We start from the raw sequence: 18724 nt of genomic DNA, 5'->3' as shown, positions 1-18724 counted from the left end.
TCAATAGATACAAATAAGAAAAATAAAAATATCAAAAATGGGATTGATAAGAGTGCGCCCATTATATAACCAAGTGGAAATGCGATAAATATAAAGACGATTCCGACACCAGAAACAAAACAAAAAATTAGTGCAAATATCGTAGCAAAGGTGTTTACAAATAAGCTAATATTTTCTAAAAGAAAATTTGTTAGACCAAGACATCTCATGTTTTGATTATAGCTTTTAAGCCAAAAAATTTATATAATTTCAAAATTTGCTTCATTTAAGGATATAAAATGTTACCAAGTTATAAAGATATGATGCTGCCTATTTTAGAATTTGTCGCACAAAAGAAAGAGGCAAATAGAGCTGAAATTTCTAAATTTATAATTAAGCATTTTAAGTTAAAAGACGAAGATCTTTTGCAAAAAATAAAAAATGGGACACCGACCTATATAAGTAGAACAAGTTGGGCTCTATTTTATCTAGCTACAACCACACAAGTTAGGTCAAAACCAAAAATGATACCTCTTGAAAAAGTTGGTAGAAGCCTATTTGCCATAACAAATTTTGGCAAAGAGCTAGTAAGTAGCAAGGACAAAAAGAGCAAATTTCTCACTTGGTACGATGAAATTTACAAACAAGAGATAAGGCAAGAGAAAAAAGAAGCCACGGAAAACACCCCAGATGACAATATAGATGAAGCGCTTTGCAAAATAAAAGAGGAGCTAAAAAGTGAAATTTTATCTAGCATTTTAGAAAAAGAGCCAAGATTTTTTGAATACCTTGTAACAAAGCTACTTGAAAAGATGAATTATGGAGCTGGAAATCTTACGAACAAAGGTCCAGACGGCGGAATAGATGGCATCATAGATGAAGATGAACTTGGGCTTTCTAAAATTTATATCCAAGCAAAAAGATACAAAGACGGCAGTAATATCCGTAGGCCAGAAATTCAGCAGTTTATCGGCGCCATCTCAAATAAAAATACTAAAAAAGGTGTCTTTATCACTACGGCAAAATTTACTAAAGAAGCTGAAAATTTCGCCAAAGATAATCAAAATTTTAGTGTGGTTTTGATAGATGGCGACAAGCTTGCAGAGCTAATGATAAAATACAAAGTCGGCGTTCAAACAAGCCAAATATATGAAATTTGTAAAATCGACACCGACTTTTTTGAGGAAAATAATTTTTAAAATTTTAAGCCATAAAGCACTACTGCGTATATTTATTGCAAGTTGCTACTTGGGATCATTTTGGTCTTGCTTTATTTATTTGCTTAAAAACAAATTTAAATCTTTACTAACGCCAAAATAGTCTAAATTTACCAGCTTAAAATGCTTTTTAGATCAAATTTTATTCTTATAAACGCCGTCTAAAATTTAAGTGTTATAATTACAGCGAAATAACGATTTTAAGGAGAGGATATGCAATCTCGCATAATCACTGGCGTTTTGATGTTTGTTGCTATTTTAGTAGTTTTTTTTATTGATAATTATATTTTAAATTTTATCTTGCTCGGCGCTGTGCTTTATTTTGCATTTAATGAGTCGCTCAAGCTTTATAATATCGATCACAAACAGCTAGTTTTTGCCGCACTTGCTTTTTACGTGCTTACATATTTTACAAATCCAATATTCATAGCGATCCTTGCTATCATGCTAGTTGCTTCGATCCTAGCTCACATAAAAAGTGAAAATTTAAAGCTAGTCGCACCTTTTGTCTATCCGACCACGCCGATCTTTATGATGTGGATGCTTTACTCAGAGTATGGCGTAGGCTATCTTGTATGGCTTATTTTAAGCGTAGTTGCAAGCGATAGTGGTGCATTTTTTGTTGGCAAAATGTTTGGCAAACATCCATTTAGCCCAAGCTCACCAAATAAAACAATCGAAGGTGCAGCAGGCGGTGTGGCGATAGGCACTGTAATTGGCTGCATTGTTGGAAATTTTGTAACTGAAGGATTTTTTCAAATTTTATTCTCAAGCTTTTTAGTCTGCGTCTTTGCGGTTTGGGGAGATTTGTTTGAAAGTTACCTAAAAAGACTTTGCGGCGTCAAAGATAGTGGTTCACTCTTCCCAGGACACGGAGGCATGCTTGATAGGATAGATGGTTATTTATTTGGCGTAGTCGCCCTACTTTGGTCGCTCTCGTGGTAATACTTGGCTCAACTGGCTCAATCGGCAAAAACGCCCTTAACCTTTGCGAAAAATTTGGCGTAGAGGTTGAGGTATTAAGCTGCGCTAAAAATGTAGATTTACTAAATGAGCAAATCTTAAATTTTAAGCCAAAATTTGTCTGCGTAGGCGATGAAAAGCTAGTTAAAAATGTAAAAAATGTAGAAGCTAAAAATATCTTTTTTGGCGAGGCTGGACTGCTACAAATGCTAGAAATTTCAAGCTCAAAAAAGGTAATAAACGCCCTTGTTGGCTTTGCTGGCCTTGCTCCTAGTTTAAAGACGCAAACTCTTGGCAAAAGGCTTGCCCTTGCAAACAAAGAGAGTCTTGTTGTTGGCGGCAAATTTCTAAAGACTAGAGAAATTTTACCAATAGACAGCGAGCATTTTGGACTTAAATTTCTACTTGAAAATAAAACTGCACCAAAAAGACTCATCATCACAGCAAGTGGCGGCGCATTTTATAAAAAGCCGATCAAATTTCTAAAAGATGCCACGCCAAGTGACGCACTAAAACACCCAAACTGGGATATGGGTGCAAAGATCACGATTGATAGTGCGACGATGGCAAATAAGCTTTTTGAGGTGATGGAGGCTTACTGGCTTTATGGCATCAAGGAGATCGAGGCTGTGATAGAGCCAACTTCTGCGATACACGCCGTAGTAGAGTTTATAGACGGCTCAAGCACGATGCACCTCTCGCGACCTAACATGAAACTAGCTATCGCTCATGCTATGTTTGAAAATATCAATGAAAATATTGTCTCACACGCAAATTTACTTGATCTAAAAAATATAAAATTTCATAAAATCAGCCTTAAAAAATATCCCATTTTTTCGCTAAAAGATGAGGTCCTAGCAAACCCTGATCTAGGTGTAGTGATAAATGCTGCAAATGAGGTTGGAGTGTTTAGCTTTTTAGAGAAAAAATGCTCGTTTTTGGATATCTCAAGGCTCGTTTTAAGCTCTGTTAAAAATTTTAGAAATATTAAAATTTCAAATATTGATGAAATTTTTGAAGCTGATAAAGAAGTTAGAAATTACGCAAAAAGGATGCTAAATGCAAAGGTATGAGGGTTATAAATTTGATCCCAAGCAAAGCTTAATCGGCGTTCAGTTTTTATTTGTCGCCTTTGGTGCACTGGTATTAGTGCCGATACTTACGGGACTAGATGCAAATGTAGCTCTCTTTACAGCCGGTCTTGGCACGCTACTTTTTCAGCTAATCACTAGAAAAAATGTTCCGCCTATTTTTTTAGCAAGCTCCTTTGCTTTTATCGCGCCACTTCAGTACGGTATCGAAAAATGGGGCATAGCCGTGACGATGGGGGGCGTTATATTTGCTGGATTTTTCTACGTTGTTTTAAGCCTCGTGGTCCGATTTGGCGGAGAGAAAATTTTGCATAAAATTTTGCCTCCAGTTGTCGTTGGACCTGTCATCATGACAATAGGCCTTATCCTTGCTCCAAATGCCGTCAAAATGGCAACATCAGCCACTGAAATTTATACACAAAATGAGGCGATGATCGTCGCTGGCATTTCGCTAGTGGCTACTATTTTAGTGATGATGCTTGGACGTGGCATGTTTAGGCTTATACCTATTTTGCTTGGTATTATCACCGGATACATCGTAGCTTACTGCTTTGGCATGGTTGATTTTACACCTATCTTTAATGCATCTTGGTTTAGAATGCCAAATTTCACTACACCAAAATTTGAGTTTGAAGCGATCATTTATATGATACCTATCGCCATCGCTCCAGCAATCGAGCACATAGGCGATATGCTTGCTATCTCAAATGTCACAAAAGAGGATTTTCTAAAAAATCCAGGCCTTAAAAATACGCTCCTTGGAGATGGACTTGCCACTTCGCTTGCTGCTTTTTTTGGTGGCCCGCCAAACACTACATACTCAGAGGTCACAGGTGCGGTTAGCCTTACAAAAGCTTATAATCCAGCGATCATGACCTTTGCAGCGATCACTGCTATCGTGCTAGCCTTCGTTGGCAAGCTAGGAGCTGCGCTTTCAACCATTCCAGCTCCAGTCATCGGCGGTATCATGCTGCTACTTTTTGGCATCATCGCAAGCGTTGGCATGGAGACACTTATAAAAAACAAAGTCGATCTTGCAGATCCTAGAAATATGATAATCGTAGCCCTCATCTTCATCTTTGCCATCGGCGGCATGGTGCTTGACCTTGGAGCAGTTAAATTTTCAGGTATAGGGCTTGGTGCGGTTACTGGTATAGTTTTAAATTTGCTTTTACCAAAGACAAAGCATTATGAAGGATATTAATGCGTAAATTTTTACTTTTTTTACTAACCTTTACCACTGCTAGTTTAGCCAATACTTTAGACTATGCGCTCATCAAAAAAGGTGAGCCAAGCGAAAACACGATGTTGTTAATCGGCGGTATTCAAGGCGATGAGCCGGGTGGATTTTTGGCAGCCTCTATCGTGGCAACTGACTATAACATCACAAAAGGCTCGCTTTGGGTCGTGCCAAATTTAAATTTCCCAAGCATAATCGAGCGAAGTCGTGGCACAAAAGGCGATATGAATAGAAAATTTGCCCATGTTGATAAAAACGATCCTGATTACAACTCAGTAATGAAGATAAAAGATGTCATCACCGATAAAAACGTCACGCTCATCTTAAATTTACACGATGGAAGCGGATATTACAGAGATAAATTTATAAACAAAGACGAAAATCCAGATAAATGGGGCAATACTTGCATCATTGATCAAAGCACGCTTCCTGGCTCAAAATATCCAGAGCTTGAAAACATTGCTTCAAGCGTAAAAGACGTGCTAAACAAGCATCTAATAGATCAAAAACATCAGTATCACATCAAAAATACACACACTGCGATGGGTGATAAAGAGATGCTAAAAAGCCTAACTTACTATGCTATCACGCAAAACAAATCAGCCTTTGCAAACGAAGCTAGTAAAAATTTAAATGCCGAGCAAAGGACTTATTACCATCTAATCGCCATTGAAGAATATATGAAAAAGGCTGGCATTAGCTTTACTAGGCCGTTTAACCTTGATGTTAAAAACGTAAAAAAGGCGATCGAAAAAGAGATCAGACTTGAGCTTGAAAATTCATACGCGATAAGTCTTAAAAATCTAAAACCTTTAATAAATTTTGTCCCGCTTAAAAAAGGCGAGTTAAATTACAGCTCACCAAATCCGCTAATAGCTGTTATAAAAGAAAATGGTAGCTTCAAAGTGCAGTATGGCAACCGCTTTGTTACTAGATTAAAACCACAATATTTTGAGTTTGCAAAACCGCTTGATGAAATTTCACTAATAAGCGACAGTAGCGAGCTTATATTAAAAAGTGGAGATAAATTTAGCGTGAAAAAGAGCTTTAAGATAAAAGCACTCAAAAATGTGCGCGTAAATGTCATAGGATACGGCACAAAAAGTATAGATGAGAGCGAGCAAGAAGTGACTAAAAATAGCCTAAATAAAAGCTACAGCATCGACAAAGACGGAAAAATTTACCGAGTCGAGTTTTATAAAAATGAAGATGGCAAAGAGAAATTTGCTGGCATGATCTTAGCGGAGTTTAGATGATACTTGGCATCGAAAGTAGCTGTGACGATAGCTCGGCCGCACTCATAGATGAACGTACCTTAGATAAGATTTATTATAAAAAAATTTCTCAAGAAGAGGAGCACGCTATCTTTGGTGGCGTGGTTCCTGAGCTTGCAGCTAGGCTTCATACAAAGGCACTGCCAGCACTTTTAGAGGATATCTTGCCAAATTTTAAAGATATAAAAGCAATCGCTGTGACAAATGAGCCAGGGTTAAGTGTGAGCCTAATAGGTGGCGTCAGCATGGCAAAAGCGCTAAGCGTGGCTCTTAATATCCCGCTAATTGCCGTAAATCATTTAGTTGGCCACATCTACTCACTATTTTTAGATCGCGAAGCCACCTTCCCGCTTGGCGTTTTGCTAGTTAGTGGCGGGCATACGATGATCTTAGAGATTTACGAAAATGGTGAAATTTTGGAGCTTGCAAGCACTAGCGATGATAGCTTTGGCGAGAGCTTTGATAAGGTTGCTAAAATGCTCGATCTTGGCTATCCAGGCGGTGCCGTAGTTCAGCAAAATGCCCTACTTTGCAAAGACAAAGAGAGGTTTCATTTTACCATTCCACTTCTTCACGATAAACGTCTTGAATATAGTTTTTCAGGGCTAAAAAACCAAGTCAGAGTTGAAATTTCAAAGCTTGAAACTATCACACAAAAAGATATCGCAGATATTTGCTACGCCTTTGAAAATACAGCCTGTGAACACATTTTAAACAAGCTTGAAAAGGTCTTTTGTTTAAGAAATTTTAAGCGTTTTGGCGTAGTTGGCGGCGCAAGCGCAAATCTAAATTTACGAAAAAGGCTTGAAACGCTTTGCCAAAAAAATGAGTGCGAGCTTTTGCTAGCTCCGCTTGAGTTTTGCTCTGATAACGCCTTAATGATAGCAAGAGCGGGACGTGAGAAGTACCTAAAAAGCGAGTTTGTAAGCCATAGCGAGCTAAATATAAATCCAAGAGTTAGCTTTAAAAAGCTTGAGTTAAATTAAACTTTTTAAAAAACATAAATTTTGCTTCTAAATCTTGATAGCTTCGTAAGTAAAAACGTAATAAAATCTAAAAAATTTTAAAAAAAGAATCTTTAATGGACGAGTTTTTAAATCACGCTTGGCATTTAAATAAAATTTACGCCAATACCGATGCGAGCGTGCCTTTTTGCCCAGATCTACTGGCACTTCTTTTATCTTGTGATGAGAAAAATTTGGATGAGTTTATGGCTCTTGCTGAGTTTAGAACTATCTTAAAAAAGCTAGGCGTTGGACTTGATATCTTTAGCATACAAAGTGCTCAGCTAGCCACGCTAAAAGTACTAAATGAGGCAAAAATTTCAAGCGATGAACTTGTAACCCGCTTACAAAAGCTACGTGACGAAAAGATAATTAGCCATGAAAAATTTGATTTTTTAATAAAATTTATAAGCAAAAACTCAAATCAAAATAAAGCAGAAATTTCTAATGCGAAGCCAAAAGATCATTTTCACAAGAGCTTGGATTTTCTAAATGAGATAAATGAAAAAGCAAGCATGCTTGATGAAGATAAAGAATTTTTACTAGCTTTAAAAAACGCCAAAAAAAGATCAAACGAAACGCTTTTTAACATCGCAGTAAGCGGCATCATAAACTCTGGCAAATCAACCCTTTTAAATGCACTTTTAAACAAATCCGTCCTTGGCACTTCAAATGTGCCTGAGACCATAAATTTAACCATCTTAAAGTACGCATCAAATAGCCATGCAAAGGTAAATTTTTATAGTCCAGATGAGCTAGAAAAGCTTGGACTTTCAAGCAAAAATCTACCAGCTAGTAGCGTAGAGATCAGCCTAGATGAGATCAAAAACTATACATCTTCAAGCTCAAAAACAGCAAATCTCGTAAAAAGCGTTGAGCTTTATGATGACTTAGAGCTTTTAAGAGATAATGTCTGCATTATAGACACTCCTGGCATAGATGATGCGATCGTATTAAGAGAGCAAATAACTACAAATTTTATGAAAGAGTGCGACCTTTTGGCTCATCTCATGAATGCTTCGCAAAGTGCAACGCAAAAAGACGCACTATTTTTGAAAAAATGCCTTGAAAACTCGCACATCGTAAGAGTTGCTATCGTACTAACTCACGCTGACGAGTTAAATCCAAAGGATATTAATGAAACGCTTAACTACGTAAAAAAGGCGATTGGCGAGCAGATAAATGATATTAAGATAGACTATTTTGCCATTAGTGCAAAAGCTTATCTTGATGGCGCTTTAAATAGCGGCGTAGAGGAGTTTAAGGACTATCTTTACGAGGTGCTCTTTGGCAAAGACTCTAAAAAATCAGCTCTCATTTTAAGCTCATATCAAAAAGAATTGCAAAATATTTTAAAAACGAAACTCGAAGCCACAAAGGCTGAAATTTTAGAGCTTAAAGCATTTGGTTTAGAGCTAGAAGCTTTGCAAAACGAGCAAGCAAATATCAAAAATTCTCTTAATGAAAATTTCACAAAACTTGAAAGGCTTTTAGAAAGCGAGCTAAAAAAACTCGATGATAAAAATGCAAAAAATATCTATAAAATGGGGCTTGAAGCGTTACTACAAAATCTAAATGAAAGGCTTAAGAGTGAGATCGCTTACTGCAAAAGTAAAAGAGAAAATTTAAATCTAAAACGTCTTACACAAATAGCAAAAACTACACTTTGTGACGGAGTTGCGGCACTTATGAGAGAGGCCAGAAATGAAACTTTGGTGCAGACAAAGTCGTGCGAGCAAAATATCGCTTTAAGCTTTGATGGCTTTAAGGTGAGTGAAAATAAAGTTTTTAGTATAAATGACTTTTTAAAGCAAATGGGCGTAGAGCTTGATTTTAGCGAGCTTTTAGATGAGCTTGAAGCTAAAATTTTAAGTAAAAATGAGCCAGATGAGGCACTTTTAAGTTTAAGACAAAATTTACTTAACAATAAAAGCATATCGCAGTTTTGTGAGACGCTAGCAGAACATGAAAAAAAGCTGCTAAAAGAGCGAGTAAAGGCTTATGAGATGAGCCAAAAAGAGGCTTTAAATAAAAGGCTTTTAGTGCTCAATGAAAAACTTAATGAGCTAAATTTACAAAATCAAAGCTCAATTTCAAAGCTTAAACAAAAGACCTCCTTACAAGATGAAATTTACTCACTTTTAGAGGATATTAAAAATGTTTAATGAGTTTATAAATGCCTACAAAGCGAGATACTTTAAGGTCTTTACAAATGATTTTAAGGGCGAGCTAGCTAGGCTCGTAAATGATCTAAACGATCCTAGTTTGCATATAAGCGAGCAGATAAAAGAGAGCTTAAATTTACTAATAGATACTCTAAATGAGCCACCACTAATAGCTGTTATCGGTCAATTTTCAAGTGGGAAATCAACGTTTTTAAACGCACTTCTTAGTCAAGATATCTTGCCATCAGGACTAACTCCAGTCACCGCAAAGGCTGTGAGGCTAAAATTTGCAAAGATGCCACTTCTAAGCGTGAAATTTATAAATGGTAGCGAAAGCCTGCTAGCAAGTAGCGATCTAGCCGAGCTAAATAAGCTAGGCGATCAAGTTTCTAGTATGACGCTTTATGCACCAAGTGAAATTTTAAAAGAGATAAATTTCATCGACACTCCTGGCCTAAACTCGCTAAGAGATGCTGACACAAAAGAGACAAAAAATACGCTAAAAAAGGTTAGCGGCGCAATATGGCTAAGCCTTGCAAACAACGCCGCAAAGGCAAGCGAGCTTGAAAGTATCAAAGAAATTTTAAAAGCAAATGATCTAAAAGCGATCTGCCTAATCAACCAAAAAGACAAGCTAAGCGAGGAGGAGCTTGAAAGTTTGCTAAAGCACGCTAGGCAAACTTATGGCGAGCTTTTTGAGGATATCATTGCTATCTCGTCAAAGCAAGCTCTTCTTGATATAACAAATAATGACAAAAGCCTACTTGAAGCTTCAAATTTTAACGAAGCTCTAAAGGCTATTAAAGAATACTTTTTAGACAAGAGCTTTAAAGAAAATTTCATAAAAGCAAGGGCAAAAAAGATCGTAAAACTCCTAACTAACGAGCAAGAAAAACATCTAGAAATTTATGATAATGCGCGGTTTATTTTAGATGAATTTAGTGGCTCATTAGATGAGAGACTAGAGGCGATAAAAGAGGAGTTTAAACCAAAGATCGCTTTAAGTTATAGTCAAATGAGTGAAGTTATAAAACTTGCTGCCGATGAGGTATTTAAGCTACTTAAACCATTTTCAAAGACGAAATTTAACGCTTCAAAGACGCTTTTAAATAAAGAAATTTACAAGCGTGAAAATTTTGAGGTAATAAGCCTTGATAGCGACGAAGTCTTTTCAAAACTTATCTACGAAGATGTGATTTTTAATAAATTTTTTAAACGCTACAAAAAAGATTTAAAAGAGCTAGAAAATGCAATAACCTCAGCATTTAATGAGCTTTATAAAAATTTAGAGGATAAATTTTTAATATACAAATCTCGCTATGAAAATTACGCTAGCTTTGATGATCAAGCCTTGGCTTACGAAACAAAATCCATAAATACCTATGCCGGACGGACATATGAAAATTTTTTAAGAGAGTATGAAACGGCTAAATTTAAGGCTATACAAAAGGTCTCTTTGTTCTTTGAAAAGCTTGATATAAAACTAGCCTCAAACTATGAAAACGCGCTCAAACTTGCGGTTTATTTTATAAAACAAAAGATAGAAAAGACGCTAGAGTCGCACCTGCAGATGAATACACCACTTTATATCCCAAGTGCAAAAGATGTCTATGAGCGTATGCTTGATGCGTTTAGCCTTTATGAGTTTGAAGCTTTAATGTGCTCAAACAGCTCGTTTTTAAATAAAATTTTGCTTGATATAAAAAGCGATTTTAATGAAATTTATACTTTAAAAATAGCAATGCTTGATGACTTAAAAGCAAGAGTTAAAGAGCAAATTTCAAAGATCGAAGAGCTTTGTGAAAATTCATTGCTATTAAGATAAATAAATTTTTTAAAGCTTAAAGCTATCCATTTAAGGATAGCTTTTATTTTATGCGTGCATTACGCCGATCTTTGGTGCGTCAAATGCAGTTACACGCTTTGGCACGCCTTTAAATTTCTCGACATTCACAAGGCTTGTGTGAGCGGTGTTGCTCTGGCTCATCTTGCTTGATGGTACATCTTTTGTTAGCACGTTTAAGTTTCCGTGCAAGCAAAGGCTCTTTTCGCCCGGTTTTTCAGGGTCATACCACGCACCTTCGCTTACTATTACGACATTTTGTGGCACATCCTCGGTAACAAAGGCACCGCACAAAATTTCACCTCTATCATTAAATACACGCACCACATCGCCCATCTTTATTCCTCTAGCCTCGGCTGTTTTTGGATTTATAAGCACTGGCTCACGCTCTGCGATCTCGTTAAAGTTGCGAAGCACAGAGTTATTTAGCTGCGAGTGAAGCCTAAATTTAGAGTGCGCGCCGCTAATCGCGATAGGGTATTTTTTATTTTTTGCGCCCAGCCACTCAAATGGCTCAAGCCAAGCTGCATGCGGTGGGCAGTCATCATAGCCAAAGCCAGCAACCGTCTCAGAGTAAATTTCTATCTTGCCAGATGGCGTTTTTAGCGGATTTGCCACTGGATCGTCGCGGAATTTCTTATAGTTTGTAAAGTAGCGTTTTTTCTCATCGATCTTGTCAAATCTAAAATATCCCTTCTCCCAAAATTCCTCAAAGCTAGGCATGCTCTCATACCCAAGCTCAGCAGCCTTTTTAATGGCATCTTCATATATTGTCTTGACCCACTCTAGCTCGCTTTTACCCTCGCTAAATGCCTCTTCCCTGCCCCACTCTTTGGCAATCAGTCTTGCGATCTCGTAATCGCTCTTACTCTCGCCAAATGGCTTAACTAGTGGCTTCATCGCAAATAGATACTCGCTTGTAGAGTTTGCCATTTCGATGTCAGTTCGCTCGTACTCAAGCGCAGCTGGCAAGACGATGTCGCTAAATTTAGCTGTACTTGTCCAAAACGGCTCGCAAGTGATGATAGCATTAACGTTTCGCATAGCTTTTACAGCTCTATTTGCGTCAGGATGCCTTGTGAAAGTTGAGCCATTTGCGTTAAACATCACTCTGATCTTTGGCAGTTTATAGCTCTTGCCATTTCTTGTTATATCCTTGCCTGGGCTTAGAAGTGCGTCTATTAACCTTGAGTTTGGCATTTCGTAGCCCTTTGTCTTTGGCACCAGCCCGCTATCAATAAATTTTTGAGGTACCTTCGTCTCAAAAGCTGCTAGTTTAGGCGCTATGAAGCTCTCATCAGCATTTTTGTGCATGCCGTCATTTGTGACAAAGCCACAACCCTCTTTGCCGATGTGCCCAAGCATCGCATTTAGCGTCACAAGCGCCCAGTATGCCATCTCGCCGTGATCTTGTCTTTGAATGGCATAGCCACTAATTATCACTGAGTCATTTTTAGCTAGATCCTCGCTAAATTTAGCAAGATCTTGCTCACTCACACCACAAATTTTGCTTGCCCAAGCTAAATTTTTATTGACCCCGTCAGTTTTGCCAAGCATGTACTCTTTAAATTTATCAAAGCCAACTGTGTATTTTTCTATAAATTCTTTGCTGTAAAGCCCTTTTCATAAAGGTAGTTACATATACCTATCATCATAGCTGTATCGGTGCAAGGCACGACTTCAAGGTATTTTGAGTCAAAGTACTTTGCGCTATCGTTGTGATAAACATCGACGATATAAATTTTCATCTCGCCACTCGCGCCTTTTTTTCTGATCTCATCATAGTATTTATATGAGTTGTGAAGCGGTACGCCAATGGCGATCTTATTTGAAACTACTGGGTTTGTGCCCCAAAATACGATCGTTTTGGCGTTTTTTAAGATCGCCTCCCACTTTGTTGGCGCTAGCGCAGGATCGACAAAGCCAGTGACGTGAGGCATGATGACAGTCGCTGCGCCGTATGAGTAGCCACCTAGCTCATTTACGTAGCCACCAAGCACGTTAAGTAGCCTTTTTGCGGTCTTTTGGCTGTGGCCAACTTTGCCAAGGCTACCCCACTGATAAACCTGTCCGTAGATCGCTTCAGCGCCGTATTTATCAAAATTTTCTTTTAAAATTTTTGCACTTAGCTTTATAGCCTCGTCCCAGCTCACACGCACAAATTCTTCTTTACCGCGAAGCTCTGGTTTTGGGTTGTTTGGATTAGCTAAAAAGCTCTTTCTAACAAATGGATATTTTACCCTGCTCTCGTTTTGGATGTAGTCAATGACTGCGTTATTTAGCTCGTTTGGATAAGCATCGCCCTCAAATGGCACGGTCTCAACCACACGCCCCGCGATAGTTTTTACATAAAATGGGCCAAATTTATTTGCGCTTAGTCCGCTTTTCTTGTCAAATAACGCTTGCTCTGCGCTTCCAAGCTCTTTTGCTTGAAGGCTAGCCGCGCCTAATGCGCTCAATCTTAAAAAGTCTCGTCTTTTCATTTTCTCTCCGATTTTGGTTAAATTTATTGTTTTTAGTTGGTTTTAGAAATTATAAATTTAGGGTTTTGTATCATTTCATCGTTTAAAGGCCTTGTAATGTAATACGCAAACTTGCGTCTAAATTGCGCTATTTTAGCCAAAAATTTTTAAAGGATGGGCAGATGATTGGATTTTATGTAAATGTAAAGTTAAAAGCTGGGTGTGATGCGAAATTTGAAGAAATTTTAAAAGAGATCGTGGCAGCTTCAAGGAAAGATAAAGGCTGCATAAGCTACGAGTGCGGCATGGTTGTGGGCGGTAAAAATGAATACTGCTTTATGGAAATTTGGGAAGATCTTGCAAGCCAAAAAGAGCATATGAAAAGCGTTCATATGGTGAAAAACGCAGCTGCGCTGGAGGCTTGCAAAGAGAGCCAAGAGGTAAAAATAGTAAATTTTGTAAGCGTAAAGGAATAATATTTGCTTTAAAAAGGGCAAAATCCACAAAAAATGAGCGAAGAAAAAATGCTTGAGATGATAAATGCGACTGCTGATATTATATTTATGGCCGTACTTAGGGGACGAGTGAGCTTTGAGGCTTGCAAAAAAGATAGAGAATTTATTGACTCTTTAAGAGAAGAGCTACTTGGCAAAAATCCAAATAAATTTAAAATCGCCCAAAACTCATACCAAATGATCGCCATTTTTGAAAAATACCGCAATAAAAAATAATCCACTTAAAATTTAAATCTGCTTGCCGATATTGTGTTAAAGGATTTTGACATGATAAACGCACTAAATGGATTTAATCAAAGCTTTAACTACCAAGACGCTTTTAGTAAGCGCCAAGCCACAAACGCAAAATTAGACAAAGTAGAAATTCCCACCAAAACTGCAGATATCAAGCATCTACCGCTCTCTGGCTACTCATCAAATGATAAAATTTCTATCTGGGGCAAGATAAATGGCCTTGATAGCGGGACGAGCAAAGATGAAATCTCTAGCCTTAAAAATTTCATTGATAGCACGAAGCTTTGGCGAGCAAGCTACATTCTAACTAGCGAGAAAAACGGCTTTAGCGTAGATGAGTTCATCAAAAATCACAAAATGAGCATAAACAATAAAATAATCAATAATGCTTTTGGTGCTCTTTATCTAAGCCGTGAGGCTACAAATTTGCTAGACTCTGATCTAAGTATCGATGAGTTTAAAGATAAATGGCTGGAATTTACCGCCGAAAGGATACTTGGCGAGCATGCAAATGTAAAAATTTCTTTTAAAGACGGAGCTTTACATTACGAGCAAAGCTCGGATAAAAAACGTATAGAATTCTTGGGTCAGCCTATGTTGCACCGTGTGAGCTACGCTGATAAAAACAGCAAAGATGAGTTTTTAAAATTTCTAAAAACAAGTTATGAAAAGGGCGAGAGCATCGCTGATGTGCTTCAAAATATCGCTCTTACGCCAGTTAGAGAAAATGGCGGTGAAGAGATGGAAGAAGAGAAATTTAAGCCTATGCAAGTTACCAAAAAGAGCGTAACTTACACGGATAAAGATATAAAACGTGAGTTTTTTGAGGAATTTATCAGGCGCGAGGTCGAAAATGGAGCGAGCTTTGATGATCTGGTGCAAAAGCTAAATAAGCTAAAGCCAAAGGATATTCTCGCATAGCTTTGGCTTTAGGTTTAAATTTTTAGAGGCTGGCTTAGCTCTTTAAATTTCTACTTAGGTTTAAATTTAAAGAGCTAACTTGACTTCTCAAATTTCTGCTTAGTCTTAAATTTTTAAAGAGTTAGCTTTGCTCTTTAAAATTCTATTTATATTTAAATTTCTTGAAGCCAGCTTGACTCACTAAATTTCTACTTCGGATTATTTATGCTTATCACCATATTTTTATCATCAAGATATAGCTTAGCTGCCTCTTTGATGTCCTCATTTGTGATGGCTTTTACCGCACTTATGTACTCATCAGCCGTATAAAGTGGAGTGTTAAAAATTTTATTTGAGATGATGAGCTTTTGCCAAAACTCAGGTTTTTCGTAATCCTTTTTTATAGAAATTTCACTCTGCGCTTTAAAATCCTCCAAATGCTTTGGCAAAATCGCACCACTACTCTTGATGCCAGCTATTATCTCCTTTATCTCAGCGATGATCTTGTCCGTGTTTGCAGGATCGCAAGTAAAGCTAATTAGCATATCTGAATGCTCAAAAGGATAGCGCGAGAGCTTGGCATTTAAGCTAAAACCGTATGTTTGGCCCTTATCTTCTCTGATCTTTTCTCGAAGCGATGTTTTTAAAATTTCACTTAATGCCCTTAGCCTAATCGCTCCTTCAAAGCTATATTTCGCATCAGAATTTATGATATTTATGCCAACATCGCTTCTTTTTGAGGTCTGATACTCTCTTTTAAAGGTGTGCTGCCCCTTGATACTTCGCACGCCATCGTCTTTAAACTCTTCAGCCTCGCCAAGCTTTGGTAAAGTGGCGATATACTTTTTAACAAGTGGCAAAAGCCTCTCTTCGTCGGTGTCGCCGATGATTACAAAAGTATATGAGGCTGCATTTGTAAATTTATCTTTGATGATCTCTTTTAGCTCATTTAGCTTTAGCGCGTCGATCTGAGCCATCTCAAGCGGCGCGACACGTTTATTGTTTTCATAAAAAAACTTGCTAAATTCGGTACTAAATTTATATTCAGGCAAATTTTGCTCTTTGCTTAGCTCATCCTTTGCTCTTTGTTTTATCCTCTCAAGCACGTTTGCATCGGCTCTTGGAGCGTTAAATTCTAAATTTATAACAGCTAGCAGCGAGCTAAGATCGCTGGTGCTTGATGAGCCATAAATGCCTTGAGTGAGTGCTTCTATACCCTTTTCATAGCTTACTATCTTTCCATTTAGTGCCTTTGAGAGTTCATAGTTGTTAAATTTACCAACGCCGCTTTCATTTGTGAGCGCAACTGCAAAGCTACCAAGCTTTGGATCAGCCAAATTTGATGTGCCTCCTTTGCTGATGGCCGTAAACAAAATACTATCTTTTTTAGTAGCTAGTGGCTTAAAGATAACTTGCGAGCCATTTGATATTTTGTAGGTATAAATTCCATTTTTTTCATCAAAGCTTCTTGAGCTTATCTCTTTTGGCTCTAAATTTTCATTGCCTAGACTCTTATCGTTGTTATTAGCAGATAGGTTTGTGTTATAAACAGGCGCTTTGGCAAAAAGCTTTAAAAACTCATCTTTGCTAAGCTTATAACCATCTTTGCTAAAAATTCTTACACGCTCATCAGAAATGGCCAAAATTTGTCTAAATCTAGCATTAACGTCTTCTAACGTGATCTCGTTTAATAGCTTTAAACTAAGCTCTTTGTCGTCTTCGTCGCTTAACACAAAGCCACCATTTTCTATCATGTTTAAAATTTGTCCAGCGTAAACGCTTGATTTTTTAGTCTTTGAGCGTTTAAATTTTGCATCCGCATTTGCCGCAAACGCCTTTTTCACATCTTCAAAATCATCTTTATTAAAGCCAAACTCTTTAATGCCTTTTATAACGCCAAGCATATCTTTAAGGCTTGCGTTAAAATCGCCTCCAAGTACGTTTGTTTCAAAACTATAAATTTTCTGCTTTGCTTGAAGTGTTTGAGCTATAAAATCAGTGCTTAAATTTGATGAATTATTTGCATTTTTTTGCTCATAAAGCATATTTATCAGGCTTGCGATAAGTGCATCTTCTAGATTCCTCTTTGCATCAGCTTCATTTAAAACTGGACTAAATTTATCAAAATAGCTAAGCCTAACTATCTCCATTCCAGTTTCATTTGAGTCGTAGTTAAAAATATTTAAACCACTTTTAAAGCTGATATTTTTTTCTGGATGAATGTAAGAATTTGTATTTTTTGCTTGGCTAAAGTTTTTTTCGATTAAGCTTTTTATCTCATTTTTATCAAAGTCGCCAACAGCGACAAAGCTCATAAATCTTGGCTGATAAAGCCTCTCGTAAAATTCTTGCATATGCTTAGCATCTACGCTTTTGATGACGTTTATATCGCCTATTGGCACTCTTTTTAGATAGATACTGTCCTCAAAAATATCTTTTGTTTGAGCCAAATAAAGCCTATATCCTGGCGTATTTCTCTGGCGCTCTTCTTCCATTATGACGCCACGCTCTTTATCAAGCTCCTTAGGATCGATTTTAACGCCATCTATCCAATTCGAAAAGACCTTAAATGTATCTTGTAAATTTTTCTCATTTACATTAATCGTTAAGACATAGCTCGTCTGATCGTAGCTCGTCTGCGCGTTTAGATCGGCTCCAAATTTCACACCAAGGCTCTCGAGCTGCTTAATGAGCTCATTTTTGCTAAAGTCGCGACTGCCATTAAACGCCATATGCTCCAAAAAGTGAGCAAGACCTTGCTCGCCATCTTTTTCATCAGTTGAACCAGAATTTATAACAAGATAAAAAATAGCTGTTTTTTGTGGAAATTTATTCTCTTTGATATAGTATTTTAGCCCGTTTTTTAGCTCTCCATTTAACATATCTTTATCGTTTTGAAGCGCAAAAAGACCCATTACTAGACAAAAAAGCAACAAAATTTTTCTCATTATTTTCCTTTTTAATTTTAATTGATAGACAAAGTAGAATTTAGCATAAGCCTGCAAATTTGCAGGCTAGAAGATTATTTTAGATCGTATTTTTTAAGTAAAGCTTCGTAGCTTCCGTCTTTTTTCATATCATCTAAAATTTGATTTATTTTCTCTATTAACGCGCTCTCTTTTCCTTTATCAAATGCTATTGAAAAGCCTTCGCTACCATCAACTTCTTTGAAAAACGCTTCAAGTTCTGGATTTTTCTTGATAAAGCCATATCCGATAGAGCTATCAAGAATGACTGCGTCAAATTTGCCAACTTTTAATCCCATGATGAGTGGCACAGTATCTTCTGAAGGCACTACTTTTACGCCATTTATAGCATTTGCTGCTAGCTCTTGGACGGTGCCTTGTTGCACGCCAACTCTTTTGCCAGCTAGCTCTTCTTTAGCCTTTAGTGCGTCATTGCCTTTTTTCTTTAGATAAAGATTTTCAGTTAAATAGTATGGCTTTGTAAAATCAATCGATTTTAATCTATCTGAAGTCGCACTCATCGCACTTATAATGCCATTTATTTTGCCAGCTTTAAGCGCTGGGATAAGGCCATCAAAACTCATATTTATAATCTTATATGAAAAGCCTGCACGCTTTGAAATTTTATCAATTAACTCGATATCAAAGCCTGTTATTTTGTTATTTTCATCGATATATTCAAATGGCGGGTAGTTCGCCGCTGTGCCAAATTTTAGCTCGTTTGCACAAAGAGCAACAAAAGCTGTGAGTAAAAGAGCAAAGATCTTTTTCATAATAGTGTCCTTTAAGGTGATTTAGTGGCTTAATTATCAGTATTTCTCTATTAAAAATTGTTTAAATTTACAATAAAAGAAAAATGCTATAAATAATC

The 18724-nt window shown here is 37.2% G+C and carries 13 protein-coding genes and 1 pseudogene; 11 read left to right on the top strand and 3 right to left on the bottom strand.

From position 1 onward, the window contains the following. Positions 1-278 precede the first annotated feature (278 nt). The 8 genes from F3G69_RS03465 (at position 279) to F3G69_RS03430 (ending at position 10758) form a co-directional block, all read left to right on the top strand. Positions 279-1178: a restriction endonuclease gene (locus F3G69_RS03465; RefSeq protein WP_149714429.1), complete on the top strand. Its 900-nt coding sequence runs from the start codon at positions 279-281 to the stop codon at positions 1176-1178. A gap of 231 nt (positions 1179-1409) precedes the next feature. After that, positions 1410-2141: a phosphatidate cytidylyltransferase gene (locus tag F3G69_RS03460; protein ID WP_084041191.1), complete on the top strand. Its 732-nt coding sequence runs from the start codon at positions 1410-1412 to the stop codon at positions 2139-2141. Beyond that, complete coding sequence (gene dxr / locus F3G69_RS03455; RefSeq protein WP_149714428.1) at positions 2123-3232, top strand: 1-deoxy-D-xylulose-5-phosphate reductoisomerase; 1110 nt, start codon at positions 2123-2125, stop codon at positions 3230-3232. Before F3G69_RS03460 ends, dxr begins: the two co-directional genes overlap by 19 nt. Continuing rightward, positions 3219-4454 (top strand): uracil-xanthine permease family protein, encoded by a 1236-nt coding sequence (locus F3G69_RS03450; protein ID WP_149714427.1) that lies wholly within the window; start codon positions 3219-3221, stop codon positions 4452-4454. Before dxr ends, F3G69_RS03450 begins: the two co-directional genes overlap by 14 nt. Continuing rightward, the gene (locus tag F3G69_RS03445) at positions 4454-5746 is read left to right on the top strand and encodes a M99 family carboxypeptidase catalytic domain-containing protein (RefSeq protein WP_149714426.1); all 1293 of its coding nucleotides are present in this window, start codon (positions 4454-4456) and stop codon (positions 5744-5746) included. The genes F3G69_RS03450 and F3G69_RS03445 overlap by 1 nt, the downstream gene beginning before the upstream one ends. Then, a complete protein-coding gene (gene tsaD, locus F3G69_RS03440; protein ID WP_149714425.1) occupies positions 5743-6750 on the top strand; it encodes a tRNA (adenosine(37)-N6)-threonylcarbamoyltransferase complex transferase subunit TsaD in 1008 nt (335 codons plus the stop codon). The genes F3G69_RS03445 and tsaD overlap by 4 nt, the downstream gene beginning before the upstream one ends. Before the next feature lie 95 nt (positions 6751-6845). Continuing rightward, complete coding sequence (locus tag F3G69_RS03435; protein WP_149714424.1) at positions 6846-8933, top strand: dynamin family protein; 2088 nt, start codon at positions 6846-6848, stop codon at positions 8931-8933. Then, a complete protein-coding gene (locus F3G69_RS03430; protein ID WP_149714423.1) occupies positions 8926-10758 on the top strand; it encodes a dynamin family protein in 1833 nt (610 codons plus the stop codon). Before F3G69_RS03435 ends, F3G69_RS03430 begins: the two co-directional genes overlap by 8 nt. A gap of 48 nt (positions 10759-10806) precedes the next feature. On the opposite strand, the pseudogene F3G69_RS03425 reads toward F3G69_RS03430, so the two are convergent. Then, positions 10807-13259: pseudogene (locus F3G69_RS03425) on the bottom strand (molybdopterin-dependent oxidoreductase). A gap of 161 nt (positions 13260-13420) precedes the next feature. On the opposite strand from F3G69_RS03425, the gene F3G69_RS03420 reads away from it, so the two are divergent. From F3G69_RS03420 to F3G69_RS03410, 3 genes are read left to right on the top strand one after another with little or no spacing between them, the layout of a single operon-like run. After that, positions 13421-13714, top strand: coding sequence for a putative quinol monooxygenase (locus F3G69_RS03420; protein WP_149714422.1), 294 nt, complete (start codon positions 13421-13423; stop codon positions 13712-13714). 33 nt (positions 13715-13747) lie between these two features. Then, positions 13748-13969: a hypothetical protein gene (locus F3G69_RS03415; protein ID WP_021091847.1), complete on the top strand. Its 222-nt coding sequence runs from the start codon at positions 13748-13750 to the stop codon at positions 13967-13969. A 51-nt stretch (positions 13970-14020) separates the two neighbouring features. Next, positions 14021-14908 carry a Cj0814-related protein gene (locus F3G69_RS03410; RefSeq protein WP_149714421.1) on the top strand — a complete coding sequence of 296 codons (888 nt, stop codon included), beginning with the start codon at positions 14021-14023 and terminating at the stop codon, positions 14906-14908. A 188-nt stretch (positions 14909-15096) separates the two neighbouring features. Here the strand turns inward: F3G69_RS03410 and F3G69_RS03405 are convergent, their stop codons facing one another. Together F3G69_RS03405 and F3G69_RS03400 are read right to left on the bottom strand one after the other, a co-directional pair. Beyond that, positions 15097-17835 (bottom strand): M16 family metallopeptidase, encoded by a 2739-nt coding sequence (locus F3G69_RS03405; protein ID WP_149714420.1) that lies wholly within the window; start codon positions 17833-17835, stop codon positions 15097-15099. 74 nt (positions 17836-17909) lie between these two features. Next, entirely contained in the window at positions 17910-18626 is a 717-nt protein-coding gene (locus F3G69_RS03400; protein WP_149714419.1) for a transporter substrate-binding domain-containing protein, read from the bottom strand. Positions 18627-18724: the final 98 nt, after the last annotated feature.

This window comes from Campylobacter concisus, from assembly GCF_902460625.1.
In the GTDB taxonomy this organism is placed as follows: Bacteria; Campylobacterota; Campylobacteria; order Campylobacterales; family Campylobacteraceae; genus Campylobacter_A; species Campylobacter_A concisus_AD.
This window is presented reverse-complemented; position numbering and strand designations above follow the sequence as displayed.